17 protein-coding genes and 1 pseudogene are annotated in these 21,684 nt (G+C 59.5%); 7 read left to right on the forward strand and 11 right to left on the reverse strand.

What is annotated here, in order from left to right:
- Positions 1-21: 21 nt before the first annotated feature.
- Positions 22-1,452, forward strand: coding sequence for a protein adenylyltransferase SelO (locus JCM15831_RS11825; protein ID WP_025824423.1), 1,431 nt, complete (start codon positions 22-24; stop codon positions 1,450-1,452).
- Between the two features lie 63 nt (positions 1,453-1,515).
- Here the strand turns inward: JCM15831_RS11825 and JCM15831_RS21975 are convergent, their stop codons facing one another.
- The 3 genes from JCM15831_RS21975 to JCM15831_RS11835 form a co-directional block, all read right to left on the reverse strand.
- Positions 1,516-1,725, reverse strand: a complete 210-nt coding sequence (locus tag JCM15831_RS21975) for a hypothetical protein (RefSeq protein WP_198024317.1) — start codon at positions 1,723-1,725, stop codon at positions 1,516-1,518.
- Positions 1,722-2,432 (reverse strand): glucosamine inositolphosphorylceramide transferase family protein, encoded by a 711-nt coding sequence (locus JCM15831_RS18720; RefSeq protein ID WP_198024318.1) that lies wholly within the window; start codon positions 2,430-2,432, stop codon positions 1,722-1,724. Before JCM15831_RS18720 ends, JCM15831_RS21975 begins: the two co-directional genes overlap by 4 nt.
- Positions 2,433-2,521: 89 nt before the next feature.
- Complete coding sequence (locus JCM15831_RS11835) at positions 2,522-3,001, reverse strand: hypothetical protein (protein WP_156938856.1); 480 nt, start codon at positions 2,999-3,001, stop codon at positions 2,522-2,524.
- 177 nt (positions 3,002-3,178) lie between these two features.
- Here JCM15831_RS11835 and gap point away from each other — a divergent pair, with 177 nt between their 5' ends.
- From gap to JCM15831_RS11850, 3 genes are all read left to right on the forward strand, one after another.
- Complete coding sequence (gap, locus tag JCM15831_RS11840; RefSeq protein ID WP_025824425.1) at positions 3,179-4,198, forward strand: type I glyceraldehyde-3-phosphate dehydrogenase; 1,020 nt, start codon at positions 3,179-3,181, stop codon at positions 4,196-4,198.
- A 27-nt stretch (positions 4,199-4,225) separates the two neighbouring features.
- Positions 4,226-5,443 carry a phosphoglycerate kinase gene (locus JCM15831_RS11845; RefSeq protein WP_025824426.1) on the forward strand — a complete coding sequence of 406 codons (1,218 nt, stop codon included), beginning with the start codon at positions 4,226-4,228 and terminating at the stop codon, positions 5,441-5,443.
- 156 nt (positions 5,444-5,599) lie between these two features.
- A complete protein-coding gene (locus JCM15831_RS11850) occupies positions 5,600-6,043 on the forward strand; it encodes a hypothetical protein (RefSeq protein ID WP_025824427.1) in 444 nt (147 codons plus the stop codon).
- Positions 6,044-6,106: 63 nt separating this feature from the next.
- Here JCM15831_RS11850 and JCM15831_RS11855 read toward each other — a convergent pair whose 3' ends face one another.
- The 6 genes and pseudogenes from JCM15831_RS11855 to dapF form a co-directional block, all read right to left on the reverse strand.
- Positions 6,107-7,840: a ShlB/FhaC/HecB family hemolysin secretion/activation protein gene (locus tag JCM15831_RS11855; protein ID WP_025824428.1), complete on the reverse strand. Its 1,734-nt coding sequence runs from the start codon at positions 7,838-7,840 to the stop codon at positions 6,107-6,109.
- On the reverse strand, positions 7,837-8,562 hold the full coding sequence (locus JCM15831_RS11860) for a hypothetical protein (RefSeq protein ID WP_156938857.1): 726 nt from the start codon (positions 8,560-8,562) through the stop codon (positions 7,837-7,839). Before JCM15831_RS11860 ends, JCM15831_RS11855 begins: the two co-directional genes overlap by 4 nt.
- 230 nt (positions 8,563-8,792) lie before the next feature.
- Complete coding sequence (locus tag JCM15831_RS11865) at positions 8,793-11,612, reverse strand: TonB-dependent receptor domain-containing protein (RefSeq protein WP_025824430.1); 2,820 nt, start codon at positions 11,610-11,612, stop codon at positions 8,793-8,795.
- A 403-nt stretch (positions 11,613-12,015) separates the two neighbouring features.
- The gene (ftsY, locus tag JCM15831_RS11870; protein WP_025824431.1) at positions 12,016-12,978 is read right to left on the reverse strand and encodes a signal recognition particle-docking protein FtsY; all 963 of its coding nucleotides are present in this window, start codon (positions 12,976-12,978) and stop codon (positions 12,016-12,018) included.
- Position 12,979: 1 nt separating this feature from the next.
- Entirely contained in the window at positions 12,980-14,224 is a 1,245-nt protein-coding gene (gene mtaB / locus JCM15831_RS11875) for a tRNA (N(6)-L-threonylcarbamoyladenosine(37)-C(2))-methylthiotransferase MtaB (RefSeq protein ID WP_025824432.1), read from the reverse strand.
- A pseudogene (gene dapF / locus JCM15831_RS18725) lies at positions 14,221-15,004 on the reverse strand (diaminopimelate epimerase). Before dapF ends, mtaB begins: the two are co-directional and overlap by 4 nt.
- A 351-nt stretch (positions 15,005-15,355) precedes the next feature.
- Here dapF and JCM15831_RS11885 point away from each other — a divergent pair.
- Entirely contained in the window at positions 15,356-15,739 is a 384-nt protein-coding gene (locus tag JCM15831_RS11885; protein WP_025824433.1) for a hypothetical protein, read from the forward strand.
- 78 nt (positions 15,740-15,817) lie between these two features.
- Positions 15,818-16,465, forward strand: coding sequence for a class I SAM-dependent methyltransferase (locus tag JCM15831_RS11890; protein ID WP_025824434.1), 648 nt, complete (start codon positions 15,818-15,820; stop codon positions 16,463-16,465).
- Positions 16,466-16,485: 20 nt separating this feature from the next.
- Here JCM15831_RS11890 and JCM15831_RS11895 read toward each other — a convergent pair whose 3' ends face one another.
- Positions 16,486-17,445: a sugar phosphate isomerase/epimerase family protein gene (locus JCM15831_RS11895; RefSeq protein WP_025824435.1), complete on the reverse strand. Its 960-nt coding sequence runs from the start codon at positions 17,443-17,445 to the stop codon at positions 16,486-16,488.
- 158 nt (positions 17,446-17,603) lie between these two features.
- On the reverse strand, positions 17,604-19,766 hold the full coding sequence (locus JCM15831_RS11900) for an FUSC family protein (RefSeq protein WP_025824436.1): 2,163 nt from the start codon (positions 19,764-19,766) through the stop codon (positions 17,604-17,606).
- A gap of 254 nt (positions 19,767-20,020) precedes the next feature.
- Here JCM15831_RS11900 and JCM15831_RS11905 point away from each other — a divergent pair.
- Positions 20,021-21,684: DEAD/DEAH box helicase (locus JCM15831_RS11905; protein WP_025824437.1), on the forward strand; the 1,664-nt coding region annotated here is incomplete at its 3' end.

Consider the following 21,684-nt stretch of genomic DNA (forward strand, 5'->3'; position numbering starts at 1 on the left):
TCCCTGCTTCCCCGAGGTTTCATGCATCTTCCACTCCGACGCGCGCCTTTCCCGGCCAACATGGCAGTCGAAGTGGACCCTGCTCCTGTTGCAGCACCACGTCTCATAGCCCTGAATGACACTCTGGCTGGAACGCTGGGACTCTCGCCCGACTGGCTGAGATCGCCTGAAGGCGTCGCGCTCCTCAGTGGTCAGGCACGGATCGAGGGTGTGCCCGCAATGGCACAGGCCTATGCCGGGCATCAATTCGGGCAGTTTGTGCCCCAGCTCGGCGACGGGCGTGCCCATCTGCTTGGCACTTTGAGCGATAATCAGGGTCAGCTGCGCGATATCCAGCTCAAGGGATCGGGACCGACCCCCTTCTCTAGACGAGGGGACGGGCTCGCCGCGCTCGGACCGGTACTGAGAGAGTATCTCGTCAGCGAGGCCATGGCGGCGCTTGGCGTCCCGACCACGCGCGCCCTCGCTGCCGTTCTCACCGGAGAGACGGTCTGGCGTGAACGGCCACAGCCCGGTGCCATTCTGACCCGCATCGCCGCAAGCCATCTGCGTGTCGGCACTTTCCAGTATTTTGCAGCGCGTGAAGACCACGACTCCCTGCGCTTTCTCTGCGACCTCGCCATCGATCGTCATGCCCCCGCAGCGCGCGAGGCCGAAAATCCCGTCCGGGCCCTGTACGAGACGGTGGTCGCCGCGCAGGCGCGCCTCATCGCGCAGTGGATGAGCCTCGGCTTCGTTCACGGCGTGATGAACACCGACAACATGACGCTGTCCGGTGAGACCATCGATTATGGCCCCTGCGCCTTCCTCGACGTCTATCGTCATGACAAGGTGTTCAGCTCGATCGACCGTAACGGTCGCTACGCCTATGGCAACCAGCCGAAACTGGCTGGCTGGAACCTCGCCCGTCTGGCTGAGACGCTTCTCCCTTTCATCGACCCGGACGACGATCGCGCCCTCGCCTGGGCTCAGGAAGCGCTCGGACGCTTCCATACACTCTATCATGAGGCATGGCTGGGCTTTATGCGGCCCAAATTCGGGCTGACAACGCAAGAGCCGGAGGACGCAAGCCTGATCGGCGCCTTGCTCGACATCATGGAAGGCGAAAAGGTGGACTGGACACTCAGCTTCCGTCGACTCAGCCGCAGCGAGCCTCTGCTCGACGGTCCTTCGTCAGAAACCCTCGACCGTTGGATGACAGACTGGCAGGCCCGACGGGCACGAGACACGGCCTCAGCAGACTCCCAAATGGCGTTGATGCGTCGAAGCAACCCGGCCGTTATCGCCCGCAATCATCGCATTGCCGAGGTAATCGATGCCGCGGAACGGGGGGATTTCTCGGTTTTCGAGGCGCTTCTGGAACGGATACGGCAACCGTTTGACGACGATGCCGACTATGAGACACCCCCGCAACCTGATGAGGTCGTCCAAGCGACATTCTGCGGCACATAAGGCTGGGTCTTCAGGGCTCCATGCCGGAAACACCTGAACACGGCGCATCCCGCGATTAAACGATCATCCCACCCCGACGCGCTTGCGCAATTTGCGCAGTTCGCGCCCGGCTTCGACCAGGAGACCGTGCGCAGAAAGCTCGGTCCTTTTCACGTCGAACAATGTGACATCCCCGGCAGCTGAGAGCGTGTGCATTCCTTCCGTAAAAGGGGCGAAACGCGACGCAATCGGTAGCGCCGGGCCGGTATGGGTAATCACGCGCGCCGGCGTCAAAACGTCGAACCAGAGCGGGCGTATCGCCCCCCCATAGGTGCGAGCACAATCCTGAACCGGCAGCATGAGCCTGCCATCGATCTCGATCGGTGTGCCCCCTGCCCGGGCACTGGAGGGATCAACCCGAACCGGTTCTGACGATGACGTGTCCAGGGACCGCGCAGGCTTTCAGCATAGGCAACATGAAGTCGGCTCGGTGCCTTTTTGGCAGCCTCGACCGGCGTATAGATCAGCCACCACAACCCGTCGCGAAAACAGAGCGTGGCATCGACAGCGATCTCTCCCCCCAGATCGATTTGACAGGCTGGCACCCAGCGATCGGGAAAGCGTTCGGCACGATAGAGCGTCTGCCCCTTGGACCGATGCGCTTCGGGCAACATCCAGAAATCACCCTCTGCCTCGATCACCTGAGGATAGGACAGGTGCCATGGCTCGCGCAGGACGATCTCGTTTCTGATCAGCCGGAATGACCGGTCGTAGACGAACAGCTCAATCTCGCCGATCCGGTTGCGATAGTCGTAGATCTCGAGAAATACGTGCAGCAGCCCCTCGTGCCATACCCCGAACGGATCGGCACGAAACTGGAAAGCACGCGGCATGTCGGGCAGGAAATGACAGGGGATCTCAGACCAGTCCGGCGTCTGAAGCAAGGTAGCCAGCGGCGCCTCGATGATACCGGTGCGCCAGATATCCTTACGCAGACCCATGACTGTTTCCCCCGTTCAAAAACAGCCCCGACCTTACCATCTCCGGCGGTCTGTCAAAACCGGCGACGCCGCTCAGAGCCTGGCCCGGTTCAGCGTAGATCGACGCGAATGCGTCCTTTCGGTGCAGAAGGGTCGGTTTTCGCCTCGATCTGAACCTGACCGACAGGCGCTCCCGATGCGACAATCTGATCGGCTACGGCCTGACCGTCCTGCGTGGTCAGACTCTCCAGAGATTTGACCTGTGCGGCCGGGCTGCCTGCCTCAGGGGAGAGAACAGAGACGACAAAAATAATGTTTGGGCGACGTGACAGAGCCAGTTTGGTGCTGCGTTCGACCGCAGGAGCCCATTCTTCCTTGGGCGTGCCCGCCACGATCTGCAGGAACGGCGCCGGCGGCGGTTTGGACGGCGGAGCGGGCGCAATATGCGGCTTCGGAGGCTTACCGGCATTGGGATTGAACAGGCGCTGGTCGGGCGGCGTACAGGCCGCCAAAGCCCCTGCAACCAGACAAAGCCCCACACTCGCAAAAGCGCGAAACTTCAGGAAACCACAATTTGTAGCATTCGTCATCGTCATGACCTTGAGAACTTGCAGGTAGAGCGGACACAAGCAAGAGAGCGGAAACAGAAAGACCAGTTTTTACGAAAATATCGGTAAGATTTTTGGGAGCCCCCTCTCGTCTCGTCTTCCAAGGGTGCTATGGTTTCGCCTCTTATAGCGAAACCACCTACCGGCTGGGAGACTACAATGGCTGTGAAAATCGCGATCAACGGTTTTGGACGTATCGGACGTCTGGTGCTGCGTGGGATCATCGAGAGCGGACGCACGGATGTCGTGCCGGTCGCCATCAATGACCTCGGCTCGGTCGAAGAAAGCGCCCACCTGTTCGCTTACGACAGTGTTCATGGTCGCTTCCCCGGCACAGTACGCGTCGATGGCAACAACCTGATCATCGAAGCCAATGGTCGCACCTATGGCCCGATCCGCGTTTCCGCCGAGCGTGACCCGACGGCTGTGCCGTTCGAAGGCGTCGATGTCGCCATGGAATGTACGGGCCTGTTCACCAGCAAAGAGAAGGCCTCGGCCCTGATCAAGGCCGGTGCGCGCAAGGTGCTGATCTCCGCACCGGGCACCGATGTCGATGCCACGATCGTCTATGGCGTGAACAACGCCATGCTGACGAAGGATATGACGGTCATCTCCAACGCCTCGTGCACGACCAACTGCCTGGCACCGGTCGCCAAGGTGCTGGACGATGCTTTCGGTATCGATTGCGGCTACATGGTCACGATCCATTCCTACACGGGCGATCAGCGCACGGTTGACACGCACCACCGCGACCCGCGTCGCGCACGTGCCGCAGCCCTGAACATGATCCCGACCTCGACGGGCGCTGCCAAGGCCATCGGTCTGGTTCTGCCGCATCTGAAGGGTCGTCTGGATGGCACGTCCATCCGTGTCCCGACGCCAAACGTCTCGGTCGTGTCGCTCGACTTCATCCCGTCGCGTGCGCCCGGCTCGGTTCAGGCGATCAACGACGCCCTGCGTGCCGCAGCAGAAGGCCCGCTGAAGGGTGTGCTCGACTATAACGAAGCACCGCTCGTCAGCAGCGACTTCAACCATTCCTATGCTTCCTCCACGTTCGACGCCACGCAGACGGCAGTCATCGACGGTGGCAAGATGGTGCGCATCTGCGCCTGGTACGACAATGAATGGGGCTTCTCGAACCGCATGTCCGATACGGCAGCGCTCTTCGGCAGCCTCTAAGAACCAAGAAAAACGGGAGAAAAGCGCATGGCCAGTTTCCATACGCTCAATGATCTGTCTCCTGAGGGAAAGCGCGTTCTTCTGCGCGCTGACCTCAACGTGCCAGTGCGCGACGGCGCCATTACGGATACGACGCGTATCGACCGCGTCATCCCCACCATCTGCGAACTGGCCGACAAGGGCGCACGCGTCATCGTTCTGAGCCATTTCGACCGTCCCAAGGGTCAGGTCGTGCCCAGCATGTCCCTCGCCCCGGTTGCCGAAATGCTGGAGTCCAAAATCCAGCACAAGGTGCATTTCGTTTCGGAATGCGTCGGCCCCAAAGCCGAAGAGGCAGTTGCCAACCTCAAGGACGGCGAAGTCTGCGTGCTTGAAAACACGCGCTTTCATGCGGGTGAGGAAAAGAACGATCCGGCATTCACCGACATGCTGGCACGGCTGGGCGATGTCTATGTGAATGATGCCTTCTCGGCAGCGCATCGCGCCCATTCCTCGACCGAAGGTCTGGCCCGTCATCTGCCGTCCTATGCAGGGCGTCTGATGGAAGCCGAGCTGAACGCCCTGTCGGCAGCGCTCGAACTGCCGGACCGTCCTGTCGGTGCGCTGATCGGCGGTGCGAAGATTTCGACCAAGCTCGACCTCATCGGCAACGTGCTCGGCAAGGTCGATGTGCTGTTCATCGGTGGCGCCATGGCCAACACCTTCCTGGGCGCCCAGGGCGTTTCCGTGGGCAAATCGCTCCAGGAAGCCGACATGCACGACACAGCGCGCAAGATCATGGCTCAGGCCAAAGACGGCAAATGCGAGATTATTCTGCCCGTCGATGCCGTGATCGCGCGTGAGTTCCGCGAAGGCGCCCCTTCGGAAGTCTGCGACATTCATCAGGTTCCTGATGATGCCATGATCCTCGATGCCGGCCCCAAGACGGTCGCCCTCATTGAAGCCAAGCTCGCAGAACTGAAGACCCTGGTCTGGAACGGCCCGCTCGGCGCGTTCGAGATCAAGCCGTTCGATGCAGCAACCGTAGCTGTTGCCCAGAAGGCCGCAGCCCTGACCGAAGCAGGGACGCTCAAGACCATCGCCGGTGGCGGTGATACCGTGTCGGCCCTTCGCCATGCCGGGGCAGCTGACAGAATGAGCTATGTCTCGACAGCCGGCGGGGCCTTCCTCGAATGGCTCGAAGGCAAACTTCTCCCCGGAATTGCCGTGCTGACCGACGCAGCCCGCAACGCTTTTCCGCTCTGAACCCAGCCTGCCAGGCCGGTTGCATCACGTTTCGTATCGGCGTGATACAATCGGCCTGTTATGGTTGCTTTCGTTTTTCTCACCCGGTTACAGTTTTCCCAAGCAGTAAGCCAACCTGCTTGAGAAAACCTGTTACCGGGGAAGAGGAAAGCTTCTTTGCGCGCCTGTCTCACTCTTGCCCTACTGGCCTGTGCCGTGACGGGTGCTGCTCATGCTTCTGACGCGAACGCCTCAATGCACGGCGTCTCGCCCGCGACCAGCCATCGGTCAGCTTCCTCTGCCGCTCTGAAATCCGCATCGTCTTTTTCACTCGAACCGGTCACGGCTGAAGAACCGCTCATCAAGCAGGCTTCCCTCACCGTCAAAGCGCCGAGTGCCATCAGCAAGGACGGATTCTCACAGGCCCCTCTCCCTGATGACGATGTCGAGGCGCCGAGGGCACGCGGCGCTGAAGATGACGCCAGTCTGCGAGCCGATTTCTTCCAACGCAATCACCATCAGGTTGGCGATGCTCTGGCAGGTGGTGCCGCGGTAAACGATCAACGACGTGGCCATGGATCCATGGCCGCCGGCGTCGCCGTTGCTATCCCGATGGACTGACAAGACGCCGTTTTCAACGCCTCGCAGCCGCAGAACAAATTCTACGCTTCTTTACCCAGCCATTCAGAAACCTGCGACGATGTTGAAGTCGCAAAAGACACCGTGACTTCCCTCACTCGCCGCACGTCTCAGGCGCCAGCCTGCATCGACTGTCACGTTGAGCTTGCGGTTTATCTTGCTGTTCAGATCGACACCGACGCTGGAAAGCGTGACAATGCGCGGACCTATCCCGGCAGGATGAACCTGCGAATTATCGCCCCAGTCCCAGAACGCGCCAAACGTGTTCGTATCTTCGAGCTTGCCGAAACCGATCGTCTTCCCAACCGAGAAGGTGGGGGCCATGATTTCCTCGCTGAAGGTGAGGCCACGGCTGCCGAAGGAGGTATTGACGTAATATCCGCGAACCGTACCGATCCCGCCGATCATGAGCTGCTCGCTGTAAAGCAGATTATGCGTCGCGCCCTGCCATGATGCCTTGGTGGTCGCCTTGAGCTTTCCCGGCAGAGACAGAGCCCGACTGAGAGAGAGCCGGTCATAGACATAATTCGGCTTCGCATTGGGAAAGATCGTCTCATACCAACCGCGCTTGTTATACGCCGAGATGCCAGGAGGTCCGTAAACGATCTGGTTATCGATCTCGGTTTTTCCCCAGGGATCCTGCAAGGAACCGATGAACGCGATCAGAAACTGGTTTGTCTCCGCATTCGCCAGAATCAAGGGCACTTCTGCGCTGTATTCATCGGAGCTCGTGGACTTCCAGTCGAAGCCTGCCTGAACGGTGCCATCAATACCGAGGCTTGCTCCGAGTGCCACATGCGGCAGCATATGGATCCATCTCAGGGAGGCCTGGCCGGAAACACCCTTATTGGTGTTCGGCTCGTCTGCCACTGGATAGGACACGGAATAGCTACCGAAAATCAGCAGGGCATCCCGCGAGGTTAAGGGAATTTCCCAGCTCGCATTATGGCCGGTGAAGCGACCCGAAACACTGCGTTGCAGCTGATATGTCAGGACATGGCCCAGATTGAAGGCATTGCCCCAGGAAGCGCCGACATTCCAGTTCAGACGCCCGAGGGTCGGATCGAGCTGATTGCCATACGCCCCATAAACATAGAGCGGAAGCCGATCGGCGACCTTGAGATCGACATCCGTCAGACCGGGAGCCTGACCGGGGCGAAAGACCATATCCACCGTGCGAAACGGGTTGGTATTGAGCCAGCTCAAATCTGTCTGCAGCGAGTTGAGCGACAGGGTCTGTCCGCTCGTCAAACCACTTTGATGACGGATGGTCCGTGAGGAGAACCAGCGATTCCCGACCACATGGATCGCCCCGATACGGTATTCCAGCACATCGAGATGCAACACACCCTGATGAACCGTCTGAGGGGGCACGCTGACGGTGACGAAGGCGTGACCCTGGGTGCGATAATATCCGACCACCCGGTCGATAAGCTCCTGCATCTGCCCAAAACTCAGGGATTTGCCGATAAAAGGCATGATCAGGCGAGTGAAAGCCGGAGAGTCGAGCAAAGGTAGACCAGATGTGCTCAAGGCACGATCCTGCGTCTGAGAGCCAGGCTCCCCGGCAGGCTGGAGCACGACCGCCCGCAACAGCGGCATAACCTGACGCGAAGATTGCAGAGCCTGCGGTACCATTCCGGGCTTTTTGGCCTCAGGCGCCTCCCGGTCTGGCAGAGCCGCAACCCCCTCCCCCGATGCAGGTCTCACAACTGTACTCGCCTGCGCCGAACAGACGAAAAGGCCGAGCAGACCACTTAGAAGAAGATGCTTTTTCATTGGGCACCACCTGAGTGACCCGAATTGGAGGGCTCCAGTTGAGGCTCCGCCTTGTCGGTCTGGGCTACAGAAAGCCGAATGTCCCCATTCTCGAGCGTCTGGGCCTCCGTCGCTTCACGCACACCGTCGCGATTTCCCGCGAGGGCAAACGCATTGCCTCCAGCGGTCGCCAACGCGGCTGCCGCGTCACGGATCCGCGCTTTCTTGTCCGTTCCCGTCTCTCGACAGGGATTGGGCAGCACGTAGACACCGGCTGGCCCGAAGGAGGCGTTCATGGTCGCCGCTGGTCGCAAGGAGGGGTCTGCTCCCTGTTCAGGAGTGCCTGCTGGTCTTTGATTGGTCACACCGATCATGACCGATTCGCTCTTCTTCGAGTCAGTCCCGGAACCTGCCGTGCCGCTCAATGCCGGTTCTGCCGGAGCCCCGCCCGCCACAAACTGACCTGATGCCAGAGAAGCTGGCGACGGACATCCGCCAGAAACAGCATGGCCATCGGGGCCGATCACCGCACCTTGCGGCGTCACGCGATAAACGGCACCGCCGAGACTGACTTCGCTTTTTACGGGTGAAGGGCGATTGCCAACCACGCTATCGAGTGTCGCGTTTGCCGAAGCAGAGGCGCGCGCGCCGGGTGCAAAGCCTCCGGCTGACTGGGCACTCGCGGCCTTCTGGGCTTTTGCAGACTGAGTCGCACAAAGCGACATCAACAAGACAAGTGCCAAGGCTTGGCCAGCTTGGACTATTCGACGCGTAAATGACAGACGAGACATTACTATCCAGAAAACGATGCGAGGACGGTCGCAATATCACACGACCGTTACCATGACGCTCTTTTTGCTGAACGGTTCCTCGTTTTTTCTTACCAATTCCTGAAGAAGGCTTTCTGACAGCCAACCGTTACCTACCCGCCACAACGTCTTTAGAGAGACGTCACAGCGGGCAGAGAAGAGGATCAGAAGCTGATGCCTGCCTGCAGGAAGGCGTAACGACCGACAATGAGATTGCCGTACTGGTAGATATTGGTGTTGGTCGATCCGTCGACGACGAAGGGAGGCTTCTTGTCGAACAGATTGCTGACACCTGCCTGGAAATTCCAACGGTTCAGGCGGTAGCCCAAGGTAATGTCATGCGTGAAGATTCCAGGGGTCTTGTAGCGACCACCCGTCGTCGGCGTCACGTCTGTCACCCCATTATTCCACACCATGCCGCCGATGTAGCGCATCATGTAGGTGAAGCTGAAATCATCATGCTGCCAAGTCGCCTGAGCATAGTCGCTGACGCGCGGCTGACCGCTGCCACCTTGGTAAAACAGACGTCCCGTGTAGTTGTACCACTGACCATTCGGCACGTTCTGCTGCAGATAGCTGACGAGCTGCTGCATGTTGTTCGACAGGTTCAGGCTGTCTCGCGCGGTGACCCGCACATGATAGTCGAGATCGAAATCGATGCCGCTGGTGCGGATCCCGCCCAGATTCTGGTTGATCGCACTCACCGAAGTCAGCTGCTGCGCATTCGACCGCGCTGCGATGGCACCGCACTGGCTGGTATCGGCACCCGTGTAGCACTGATCAAGAATGTACTGCGTGCTCAATGTGCCGATCGTGTTGTTCAAAGAGTAGTGCCAATAGGTCACTGATGCTGAAAGACCCGGAACCCAACGCGGCGTCAGGACTGTACCGATTGTATAGGTGCGACCACTCTCTGGCTGCAGCTTCCCGTTGCCTCCCGAAATCGTCGGTACCTGGTTGGTATTCTGAGACACGAAGGTGCCCGTGTTGATCCCTTCTCCAGCACAACGAGCCTGCACAGCAGCTGATTGACCTTTGTAGCTCGCAACGGCCGTGCACGGATCCACAGCCGCAGGATAACCAAGCCCCTGACCGCCATAGAGCTCGTAAACGTTCGGCTGACGATAAGACGTCCCAAGGGTGGCGCGGAAGCGGATATCGCGAACCGGTGCCCAGTTGATCGAAACCTTCCAGTTCTTGGTCGAGCCGAAGGTGCTGTAATCAGACCAGCGGCCCTGACCGTCAATCGTCAGATCCTTGGCAAGAAACGCGTCCTGAAGGAGCGGAATCTGACCTTCGGCATAGACTTCATTCACATTGAAGCCACCACCGGTATAGCTGGTCGCGTTACCGGTCGAGTCACCGCTCACCACAATCGGGTCGGGGCTGCTGCTCAGCTGTTCGCTGCGATGCTCCATGCCGAACGCGATACCGACCTTGCCGCCATGCTGATAAGGCAGCTTGACGACATCGTCGTTATTGATGCGCAGGTTGAAATCACGCAGCTGGTATTCAGCATGGTCATGCTGGGTAAATTTTCCATAGGCAGCCGCCTCGGGGGAGAGCGGAGCCAGAGGATTGGACAGGACGCAACCGGGCTGGCTTGTGCAAACCGTCGGATCATAAACGATCTTGCTGGCAGCATTGGTAGGGTCGAGCTGACGCACGCCGGTCATCTGCAACAGATGGCGGTAGTTGCCCATATTCTGCGTATTTGCGGTATAACGGCTCTGACCATAGGTCATTGAAGCGTCATATTCCCAGCCACGCCAGATCTTGCCTTTCGCTCCGCCAATAACCGTCCAGGTATCGGTGGCATAGTCCATCTTGCGCGGACCAAGGTCGTTCATACGACGCGACATGATCGCGTCCTTGCCCCAGATATTATAGGGGCTGCCTGCGGGTATCGTCCACGAGGTGAGAAGCGGAGAAGGCTTGATGCCTCCCGAAACCGGTGAAGCTGCCATCTGGCGTGCCGTCGTGGTGTGGCTGTATCGCACATTGGCATAGGGCTTGAAATGGCTGTCGATGTCGTAATGCGCATCGCCCGACAGCGCCGAATTCTGGTTGTAGTTCTGCAGCATCGTATCGCGGTTGAAGTTATAGCGATCTGCATTGGTGTAACGATGGAACGTGCCATCGCCATTCGACACCAGATTGGTACCTGTAATCGGGTTGGTCACGCGCCCAGCCGGAATAACCGAGGAGCCGAATGTCGGCGTGCCCGTCACCGGGTTTGTCTGCTGCGGATTGACGGCCCAGGCACGATCCTGGCTCATGATACCGCCCGACGTGTTGTACTGCCCGAACAGGGTGACGTTGCCGCGCCCGTGATCGAAATCGAAGCCTTTCATGGCCGAAAGCAGACCGGTCTTGGCATCACCGTACTGCGAAATGCCGCCACGCATGGTGATGGTCGCCTTGTTCACATCGTGACGCAGCTTGATGTTGATGACGCCCGACACGGCGTCAGCACCATAAAGCTCGGATCCGCCATCCTTGAGCATTTCGACGCTTGCAATCTGCTCAATGGGGATCGTGTTCAGATCGACGCAGGACGTGCCTGCGTTAATTGCCGTACGCTTGCCATCAATAAGGATCAGCACGCGCTTTGTGCCAAAATTGCGAATGTCGGTGCAGCTCACGCCACCGCCACCATTGGTCTGTTGGTTGGGTGTACCAGAAGAACCGACAGAAGGCAGACGCTGGAGATAATCCCCAAGAGAGGTCGCCGAAGTCTGCTGGATCTGCTTGGCCGTAACGACCTGAACAGGATTGGCAGAACTATTATTCGAGCTGCGCAGATAAGACCCGGTGACCCTGATGGTCTCGGATTTGGTCGAGGTCTGTTTTGTCTTGACCAAGACCTTCTTTTTCGTAGCAACAGCATCGGTCGGAACCTCTGCTGCCAAAGCACCAGAGGCGGAAAGACCGGCCACGGCTGTAAACGTCAAAAGGAAAGATCTGCGCAGGTATAACGCCATCGTTCACAAGCTCCATACGTAACGACAATCAATCGAAACGTAACGCTGACATAACGATGACGCAGTGAGTGCGACGAAATATGTCAGATATGTGTCGTGTGCGAAAATCTTTAATGAAACTGACGTATATCATTAAAGAACCATCAACTTCCTCTTTAACGTCAACCATCGATGTTGCCGAAAAGACACGAAATCGTGAGTCCAGTAACAAGAATCGGGTGCCGTTCCACCCCGGCGACGCAAGAGGCTCCACGACACAAACCTCTCGCCATGAAACCACGGAAACGATCCCTGCACATGCCGTCTCCTGACCATGAAAAAAGGCGTCAGAAGCAATGCCCTGACGCCTGATAAGACGGTCTCTTGAAACGCATCCGAGCCTGACTGCGGGTCTCCCCTCTGGTCAGACACCCTGCTCTGAGTTGTGTTGATCCTCGACCAGATGACTGGCGAGATCTGCGCCAGCCCCCCCGACAAGACCCCGCGCATAATCCTGCGCCGAGAACGGCCGCAAATCTTCAACCTGCTCGCCCACACCAACCAGATGAACCGGCAGCTTGAAGGCGTCGGCCAGCGCTACGACAATGCCTCCTCGGGCCGAGCCGTCGAGCTTGGTTACAATCAGCCCTGTGACATTGACGAGCTCGCGGAAGACACGCACCTGCTCCATCGCGTTCTGACCGGTCGTCGCATCGAGCACCAGCAGCACGGAGTGAGGCGCCGTCTCATCGAATTTCTTCATCACACGGATGATCTTGGCGAGCTCTTCCATGAGCGCGCCTTTATTGTGCAGACGCCCTGCCGTATCGACGAAAAGAAGGTCTGTCCCCGCCTCGCGCGCCTGCTTGATACCCTCAAACGCCAGACCTGCTGCATCTCCACCCGGCTTACCCGCGATGACCGGCGCCCCGGTGCGCTCGCCCCAGACCTGTAACTGCTCGACGGCAGCAGCACGGAACGTATCGCCCGCCACCATCATGACCGAGCGTCCCTGATCGCGAAACCACTTGGCCATCTTGCCGATCGTCGTCGTCTTGCCCACGCCGTTCACGCCGACAACCAGCACAACATCCGGCTTGTGGTCGGTTTTGAGTTCGAATGGCTGCGCAACCGGTTCCAGAACACGGGCAATTTCGGTGGCCAGAGCCTCCTGGATTTCCTCGGTCGTGACGTTGCGCCCGAAACGCGAATTGCGGAACTCCTCGATCACACGTCCTGCTACGGCAGGGCCGAGATCGGCGGCGATCAGCTCATCCTCGAGCTCCTCCAACGCGGTCTCGTCGAGATAGCGATGGGTGAGAGCCGCATTGAGCTTCTGGGTGGAGCGCGTCAGCCCCTGCTTGAGACGTGAGAAAAATCCAGCCATGTCAGTTGATCTCTGCTACCAGCCCGGCTTCGTCAAGGCCGTGCGCTCTCAATGAGAGGCGCGAGCCACGTTCTGCCTGCCCTCCGGAAAGACGGACAGGCACAAAATGGGCCGAATGCCCGCGCTCTGGCCCTTCCATCAGCACATCGAGATCGCGCCCGATCATGCTTTGCCAATAAGTGCGGCGATTGGCCTCACCCGCCTCACGCAAAGCCGCTGCGCGCGCCTGACGAAGCGCATTCGGCACGCTGGGCATGCGTGCAGCCGGTGTCCCCGGTCGCTCGCTATAGGGAAAAACATGCAGATAAGGCAGCTGGTGACGCATGACGAAGTCGAGCGTCTCCTGTGCCTGGGCATCGGTCTCGGTCGGGAACCCGGCAATCAGATCGGCCCCGATTGCGATGTCGGGCCGCAGGGCACGCGCGCGCGAAACGAGGGTTTCCGCGTCCTGTACCGAGTGACGTCGCTTCATGCGTTTGAGCACCAGATCGCTCGCCGCCTGCAGCGAGAGATGCAGGTGCGGCAGGAACCGTGGCTCTTCTGCCAGCAGGAACCAGAGATCCTTGTCCACAGAAGCCGGATCGAGTGACGAAAGACGCAACCGCGGCAGTTCGGGGACGGCATCCAGCACGGCGCGACAGAGCGTGCCAAGAGCTGGCTTCCCCTCGATATCACTCCCCCATGACGCGATATCGACACCGGTGAGGACAATTTCATGATGTCCCGCCGCGACAAGCTCACGCGCGCGCGTCACCACGTCGGAGACAGGGACGGAACGTGACGCACCACGACCATACGGAATGATGCAGAATGTGCATCGATGATCGCAGCCCTGCTGCACCTGAAGCAGGGCACGCACATGGCCGCCCGTCTCGGTGACAGGTGACGCTGGCACAAGGGGGGCCGTCATGATGTCGGCCAAACCAGCATCCTGGCTCAACGCCTTTTCGGTCCAGCTCTCGGCTTCAAGCTTTTCGGCATTGCCAATGACACGCGCGACACCGGGCAAACCCCGCCATTTTTCAGGCGCGATCTGGGCTGCACAGCCCGTGACGACAATGCGTTTGTCAGGGCTTTCGCGATGGGCACGTCGAATAGCCTGCCGCGCCTGACGCTCCGCGCTCGTGGTCACAGCGCAGGTATTGACCACAACCACGTCGTCAAGATGACCAGTCAGCCCCTGTATGCGCTCACTCTCATGCAGGTTCAGACGACAGCCGAAAGTCAGAAGCTTCGCACCGCTCATACGGGCCATTGCCCCTCGAAGACGTGGGTGGCTGCGCCGATCATCAACACGTGGCCGTCTTCTTCGCGCCAATGAATGCGAAGGCTGCCGCCATCCATCTCCACCTGGCACAGACGGTCCAGCAGCCCGCGACGCACACCATTGACGACAGCCGCACAGGCTCCTGACCCACAGGCCAGGGTCAGTCCCGCACCGCGTTCCCAGACGCGAAGCCTGATTGCGTCACGTGACAGGATTTCAGCGCAGCCGATATTGGCGCGTTCAGGGAATAGCGGATCGCGCTCGAGCGCGGCACCGTCGCGACCGGCACGTTCCATTCCATCGAAAAACGTCGCATGCGGATTTCCCATCGAGCAGGCAGCCGGTCCCCCTGCGAGAGGAAGTTCGAGCGTCTCCATGGCGCGAGCCAGCGGCACATTTTGCCAGTCGAGCGCTGGGCGACCCATATCGACCCCGATCTCACCCTCTTCTGTCACGAAACTCGGCAGAAGGCCGACACGCGTCTGAAGAACGGGTGCTCCGCCCACCAAAGCGGCAACGCATCGCGACGCATTGCCGCAAGCGCCCGCTTCCGACCCGTCAGTTGAAGAAACGAACCAGAACATCTGCGCCAGAAAGATCGGGCGCATCCAGCAGAACGAGCTGATCGCATCCGACGCCGAAGCGTCGGTCACAGATCCTGGACATGGTATGTAATGAGAGCTCGAAATGCCCCTGGCGCCTGTCGATCACGACGAAGTCGTTACCCAGGCCCTGCATCTTATGAAACCGGATAGTCATGCGCGCAGTTATAGAGGCTCCGCTTCCCGGCGGCACGGGAAACCTCCGGTTTTCTTCCAATAATTTTCATACCGACGCATCGCCTCCTGCGATGCAGGAATTAAGACTGATGTTTATTACCCCCTACGACACGCCCGCCATTTCACGTCACCTGCGACTGATCTGGTCATGCCTGGGGATGACACGAGCAGAGATCACGACCTGCCTGTCTCAACTACCGATCGGCTGCAACCTGCTCGTCGATGACACCCAGCTCGATTGGCTTCGCGTTCAGGCACCGCGTCACACACTTCTTCGCAAAAGCACACAGGGCATCGAGCGCCTGAGGCTGATGGCAGTGTCGCGGAAACAATGGCGCTGTATGAACATTGTCTGCCATCGCAGATCGCGCATCAGCCTGCTCGCGCTGCCATTGCCCTCGACATCGTTCTCAGCAGCAATACCGAAGAAGCCTGGGAGAAGGCAGAGACTCTCATCGCCGAAGGCTTGCCCTCCCAGATTGCAGCGTCAGCGCTGGTCGGCACGGCTCAGGAAATCGCGTTGCGTCTGAACGACTATCGCGAACTCGGTCTGTACGATGCGATCCTGACGGCGCCTTCCGAGCGAGCGCCCTATCGCGCTGTCTGCGAAGACCTTATGCCTTTGCTGCGTCAGCAAACCGTTCCTTCCGAAAGGCACGCCCGCCTCGCTGGCGTGTCCCAGAGCGTCTTCGGGCGACACGGAGCTGCTCTCTGAAGCGACGCCGCCTTGACGGAAACTGTGGGGGATTGCATCCCTCCCGCTTTCCTCGATGGAACAGACAGGACAGGTTCAATGGCTGACACATCGGCAGCGCTGCATCCAGCGGCTTTCACACGCGCCAACGACGATCCGGATCATCTGTTCTGGGCTGATCGTTCCGACTCGACCCAGATGGATGCTGGCGCCCGGACGGCTGTCACGGCTCTCTATCAGACAACGCTGCCCGCTTCGGGGGTAGTCCTCGATCTGATGGCTGGCGGCCTGAGCCACCTGCCACCCGATGCGAGACATGACACGGTTATCGGTCTCGATGTCGATCGCAAGGCTCTTGAGAGCAATTCGGATCTGACACAACGGGTCGAGCAGGACCTCAATGAATCAGCCAGGATCGATCTGCCGGACGACTCGCTGGACGCTGTCTGTCTGTGCGACGGGTTTGCCTATCTGACCGATCCGGCAGCGGTGCTGGAAGAAGTCAACAGACTCCTCAAACCCGGCGCCCCTCTGATCATCACCTTTTCGGACAATTTCATACCGCAAAAGGCCGTTGCGCTCTGGCAGGCTCTTGAACCCGCAGATCGCACACGCCTGATCACGCTCCTGCTCGACCGCGCTGGCTACAGCGATCTGGATACGGGCGAAGTCGTGCCCCCTGAAGATCTCACAGCATGGAACGACACGGTGCATGCTGTGATCGGGCGCAAGAAGCTCGTCTCCTGAACCGGGGAAAAGCGAGCTTTTCAGGCCTCTGACTGCGAAAACCCACCCTGAACGACAGGCATGGCGTCGCGCAGGAGGGCGACAGATTTCTCCAGCCCCTCCACTGGATCGAAAAGCGGATCCTCATGCTCGATCGAGAGCCAGCCATCGTAACCGACCATGCGCAAACGGTAGCAGAACTGACGCCACCAGAGCGTATCATGCCCGTATCCCAGGGTCAGATACGACCAGGCCCGCTCCGACGGCAGACCGAGAGGCCCGTTTTCAAGACTGGACGTCACGCCGTGTCGTGCAGGATTGAAGCCGGCATCCTTGGCATGAACATGGAAGATCGCGTCACCTAACGCGTCAATCGCACAAAGAGGATCTGCGCCCATCCAGAACATATGGGAGGGGTCGAGATTGGCTCCAATCATCGGCCCGAGTGCGTCGCGCAATCGCAGGAAGTTCGGCACGTTATAGGCCCACTGACCACCATGCATTTCGAGCGCGAACTGAGTCACACCATATTGGGGTGCCAAAGTAAGGATCTTCTCCCAATAGGGCACCACCCTCTCCTTGAATTGCCACTCCTTCGCTGTCTGAACTTCCTGAGGCCAGGAACTGACCACCCAGTTGGGAAGACGGTCGCCCTCCTGCCCCTCTGGAAGACCAGACATCGTACAGATTTTCGCTATCCCCAGATCGCCGGCCAAACGAATGGTGTCATGGAGCTGCTCGCTCTGCCGACGATCGACGGGATGGAGCGGATTGCCGTTGATGTTCAGAGCGATGATCTCGAGATTTCTTGCCTCGAACGCCTGAACGAACGCGCGCCTTGCCGAGGGGCTTTCTCTGAGATGAGGCATGTCGATATGAGGCGCCTGAGACCAGCCTCCCGTATTGATTTCGACGCCTGATACACCCAGAGACGCCGCACGATCGAGCATGGCTTCGAAAGAGAGGGTCCCGAGACTGTCAGAGACAAAGCCGATCTTCATAACGCGATCTCCATTCCTGCATGATCGAGCCGCGCAACGCGCGGCGAAGAGGAAACGAGAATTTATATTCTCTTATCACACAAGAATCGGAACATTAACTCGTTATTGAGCGATCATTTAGCTGTGATTCTGATCTACCATCTCGTCACACTCACGTCTCACGCCTGCTGAATACGGGCCTCCTGTAGGGCGCGGCGAAAGCTCTTTTCATCGAGCCAGAGCTGGTTTTCCTGCCACTCATGCTGCACGACCATAAAGCTTCCCAGGATCTCAATCGCAGCAGAACGCTCCCCTTCGTCGGGCGCGTTTACCTTGCTCCGAAGGAGATTGAGAGCCTCCTGCAGCCGGGCCGTGAAATTCGCACTGTCGATCACCGGGCTACGGAACGGGTGCGGTCCAAGCCCTTTGAAAAACCCGGCAATCAGCGCCGCAAGCGCGGGCTGAAGGAGGGGGCGTCGTGCAATGTCTCGCAGTGCCATGAGATTACGGCCCATCGTCATGACGGAGAGCAGGCCATGGAGATTCAGCTCCATGAAGGGCGTGAGCCTCGCACCGGCATAACGGATCACACGCTCCATGCCTTGGGTGATGGTCCCGATCCAGCGATTTTCCGTCGGCACGCGCCGGTCAGCGCCACAGATACGCAACAACCCGTCAAGTGCCCTGCGCCTGAGCAGAACGCAGACCTGGTAAATATTGAAAGGCAGAATACAGCGAAAGACCAGAACGCCTGCCCCCAAGCCCAGAACGAGCGCGATCGTCGCGTTGCACCACGTCACCTCATCCATGCGAGCGTGATTATTCAGACCGATCAAAGCGGGGAGAAACGTGTTGTAAGATCCTGCGGCCATCGCCGTTGACGGATTGCGAATGGCAAGGCCTCCCACAAACATCAACGGCCCGAGCGCCACAATCAGGGCCTCGAAACTCGTCCCGGCCGGAGTGACCACGAACACCGGCAGGATCGAGGCAAGGGCAGCAAAACAGGCACCGTAAAAAAACCGGTTGCTCACCAGCACCGTATTATCCGTTGTCGCAAATCCCCCGACGACCACGGCAATGAACGATATAAATGACAGGCCCTCTGGCCAGGCCGTGACTTCCCAGATGAGCCCCGCGAGACAGATCGCTGCAGTCGAACGCACGGCATTATGGAAAGCCACGTGGTAATTCACGACCCGACGCAGGCGCAGACGTGACGGCTGAAGAGCCTCCGCTGGTTTTGCCTCAAAATAGATCAGCAGACTCGCATATTCAGTCAGGATCAGTCGGATCCCCTGCAAGATGATTATGTCATTGGGGTTGTCCGCCTCGCCCCCGCTCTCGCCGGGTCCGGGGCACCGTGCCATCACCTCCAGCCGGGCCTGTAATGTCGCCAGATCCTGCCTGAGCGCCGAGAGCGATCCAGCACTCTGCAGACGCGGCGCTATACCCTTGATAAAAATGGCGACCTCTTGCTGGGTCGCCCGTATCCGATCTGAGACGCCCTGTGTTGAGGCGAGGCGCGCCTGCATCCCGAGGCTTCTTGAGACGATTTTGGAGAGGATGCCGATCGAGGCGTAAGCACAGGCGATCGCGTGATCGCTCCGTCCGACTTCCACCACCGTGAATTCAAGTTGCTCGTTGAGTTTGAGTGTGCGGCTGAAGACAGCACGAACGGCGCCTTCTGGCGGGGCTGCGCCCGCCAGAACATCTCCCACGACGAGAGAGGCTGCGTTAATTCCCTCTGTCAGCCAGTTCCGCATCGTGCGACGCGCCTTGACGGCGAGCGAGGCCGAAAACACCAGCCCCGCCACCAACTCACAGACGACACCGAGCACAATATACGTGCCTCGCGCCATGGCGATCTTGAACACGTCGTCTGGTGCGGAGAGGGACCCCGTCGCGATGATCGCGCAGGTATAAGCGGCAAGAACGAAAGCATAGGCCCGGAAATTCTGACAAAGCGTTGCAAGCCCCGTGCAGAGTCCTGCCCAGATCGCGAGAGCAGGAATGAAGAGCCAGGGAGCCTGAGGAAAGGCCGACACCAGGGTGATCGCGCCGATCATCCCAAGCAATGTGCCAGCCAGACGCCAACGTCCTTTAGACAGACTCTCGCCGCGCGATCCCTGCGCCGTGATCCAGACTGTCATGGCAGCCCATTGGGGCTCTCCAAGCTCCATCCAGAAAGCGATCCCCAATGCGACCAGCGACGCAACCGTGTTCCGCAGGGCGAATTCAACGGCATTCCCGCTCGGCGCGAAAAGCCATTTGAGAGGCCATGACCGGCCCCGAAACTGTGCAAGCGCCTCGTTTTGCCGGGCAATAAAAGTTGCAATCATGGGGGCGTCTTACCCGAATTTAAGGCGAGGAACGCGGACGGCATCTTCAAATTGGCGTAAATGTCCCATATATCGGGTTTCAATCGGGTCACATCTTAGGGAGAAGCGTTTTCTGCCCTTGCGCTGTTTAATCCTAGATTTCAGCCCGCATATTCTTTATTGACCGCCTTCCTCACGCCGCGAGCGACGCTCGACGCAGCATAGTTCTGCAACGGCGTCTTCCCTTCGCACGATCCTGATTGAGTCCGAACCGCATGCCTTTTCCCGAAACCGTCCCCTCTCTCAGTCGCGCTCTGGCGGCACGCGGATATGAAACGCCGACTGCCGTACAGGAGGCCGTGCTGCAGCCGGGCCTCGAGACTCGGGATCTGCTCGTTTCTGCTCAAACAGGTTCCGGCAAGACCGTGGCCTTCGGTCTCGCCTTCGCACCGACGCTCATCCCCGAGGGAAGCGAGCGCCTTCCCCCTGCCAACAGCCCGATGGCGCTGGTTATCGCGCCGACGCGCGAACTCGCCCTTCAGGTCCAGAGCGAACTGCAGTGGCTCTACGCCGAGACCGGCGCGCGGATCGTAAGCTGCATCGGTGGCACCGATGCACGGCGTGAAGCCCGCAACCTGTCCAACGGCGTCCATATCGTGGTCGGCACGCCGGGACGTCTTTGCGACCATCTGTCACGTGGGGCGCTGAATCTCTCGGATCTGCGCGTCATCGTCATGGATGAAGCGGACGAAATGCTCGATCTGGGCTTCCGCGATGAGCTGGAACAGCTTCTGGATGCCGCTCCGGTGGAGCGCCGCACCCTTCTGTTCTCGGCAACCATTGCCAAGGAAATCGCCAATCTGGCGCGTCGCTTCCAGAAGAATGCCGAGCGGATCAACACCGTCTCGACATCCAAGCAGCATGACGACATCACTTATAAATGCGTTCTGACAGCGCCGAACGATATCGGCCGCGGCATCGTCAACGTATTGCGCTACTACGAGAGCGCAACGGCAATGCTGTTCTGCAACACGCGTGCCATGGTGGCTCAGGTCCAAGCCGCGCTGGTCGAACGTGGCTTTGCCTCGGTCGCGATCTCGGGTGAAATGGGCCAGAACGAGCGTTCGCGCGCAATCGAAGCCCTGCGCTCTGGCGTAGCCCGCGTCTGCGTTGCCACCGACGTTGCCGCACGTGGCATCGATATTCCGGCGCTCTCGCTCGTTATTCACGCCAACATGCCCAGCGAAGCAGCAACCCTGCTGCATCGTTCGGGCCGTACCGGTCGCGCAGGCCGTAAAGGCACCTGCGTTGTCATGGTTCCGCTGAGCCAGCGTCGCAAGGCCGAGCGCCTGCTCTCCTTTGCCAAAATCAATAATGCAGAGTGGGAAAGCGTTCCGTCTGCAGATGCGATTCTGGAACAGGACGCCAAGCGTCTGATGGGAGATGAGACCCTTTTCGCCCCGTCGCAGGCCGTTGAGGACGCTCTGGCATCACAGCTTGCCGAGGCTCACGACTCGCATCAGCTCGCAACCGCTCTGGTGCGCCTCTACAAGAGCCGCCTGCCGAGCGTTGAGAACATTCGCCCCGTCAACGTCGAGGCTCCGGCTGCCCGTGGCGCTCGCGACGAACGGGCTCCCCGTGAGTTCAGCGGTCGCGTCGATCGCATGGGCGGCGAATGGTTCAGCCTCGCCATCGGCCGCACCGAACGTGCCGACCCGAAATGGCTGGTGCCTCTGATCTGCCGCCTTGGCAGCGTAACCAAGAGCGAAATCGGCGCGATCCACATCGACACGGATCACACGCTGTTCGAAATCGCCCCCGACAGCGCCGAGCGCTTCCGCTCCTGTGTCGCAGGCGCTGACGCAGACGAAGCGAAGATCGAGCCGGCTTCGGCCCCCACAGGCCCGTCGGCTCCGCCGCGTGGCCCCCGTCGTCCCCG

This window comes from Asaia astilbis JCM 15831 (genome assembly GCF_000613845.1).
Taxonomy (GTDB): domain Bacteria; phylum Pseudomonadota; class Alphaproteobacteria; order Acetobacterales; family Acetobacteraceae; genus Asaia; species Asaia astilbis.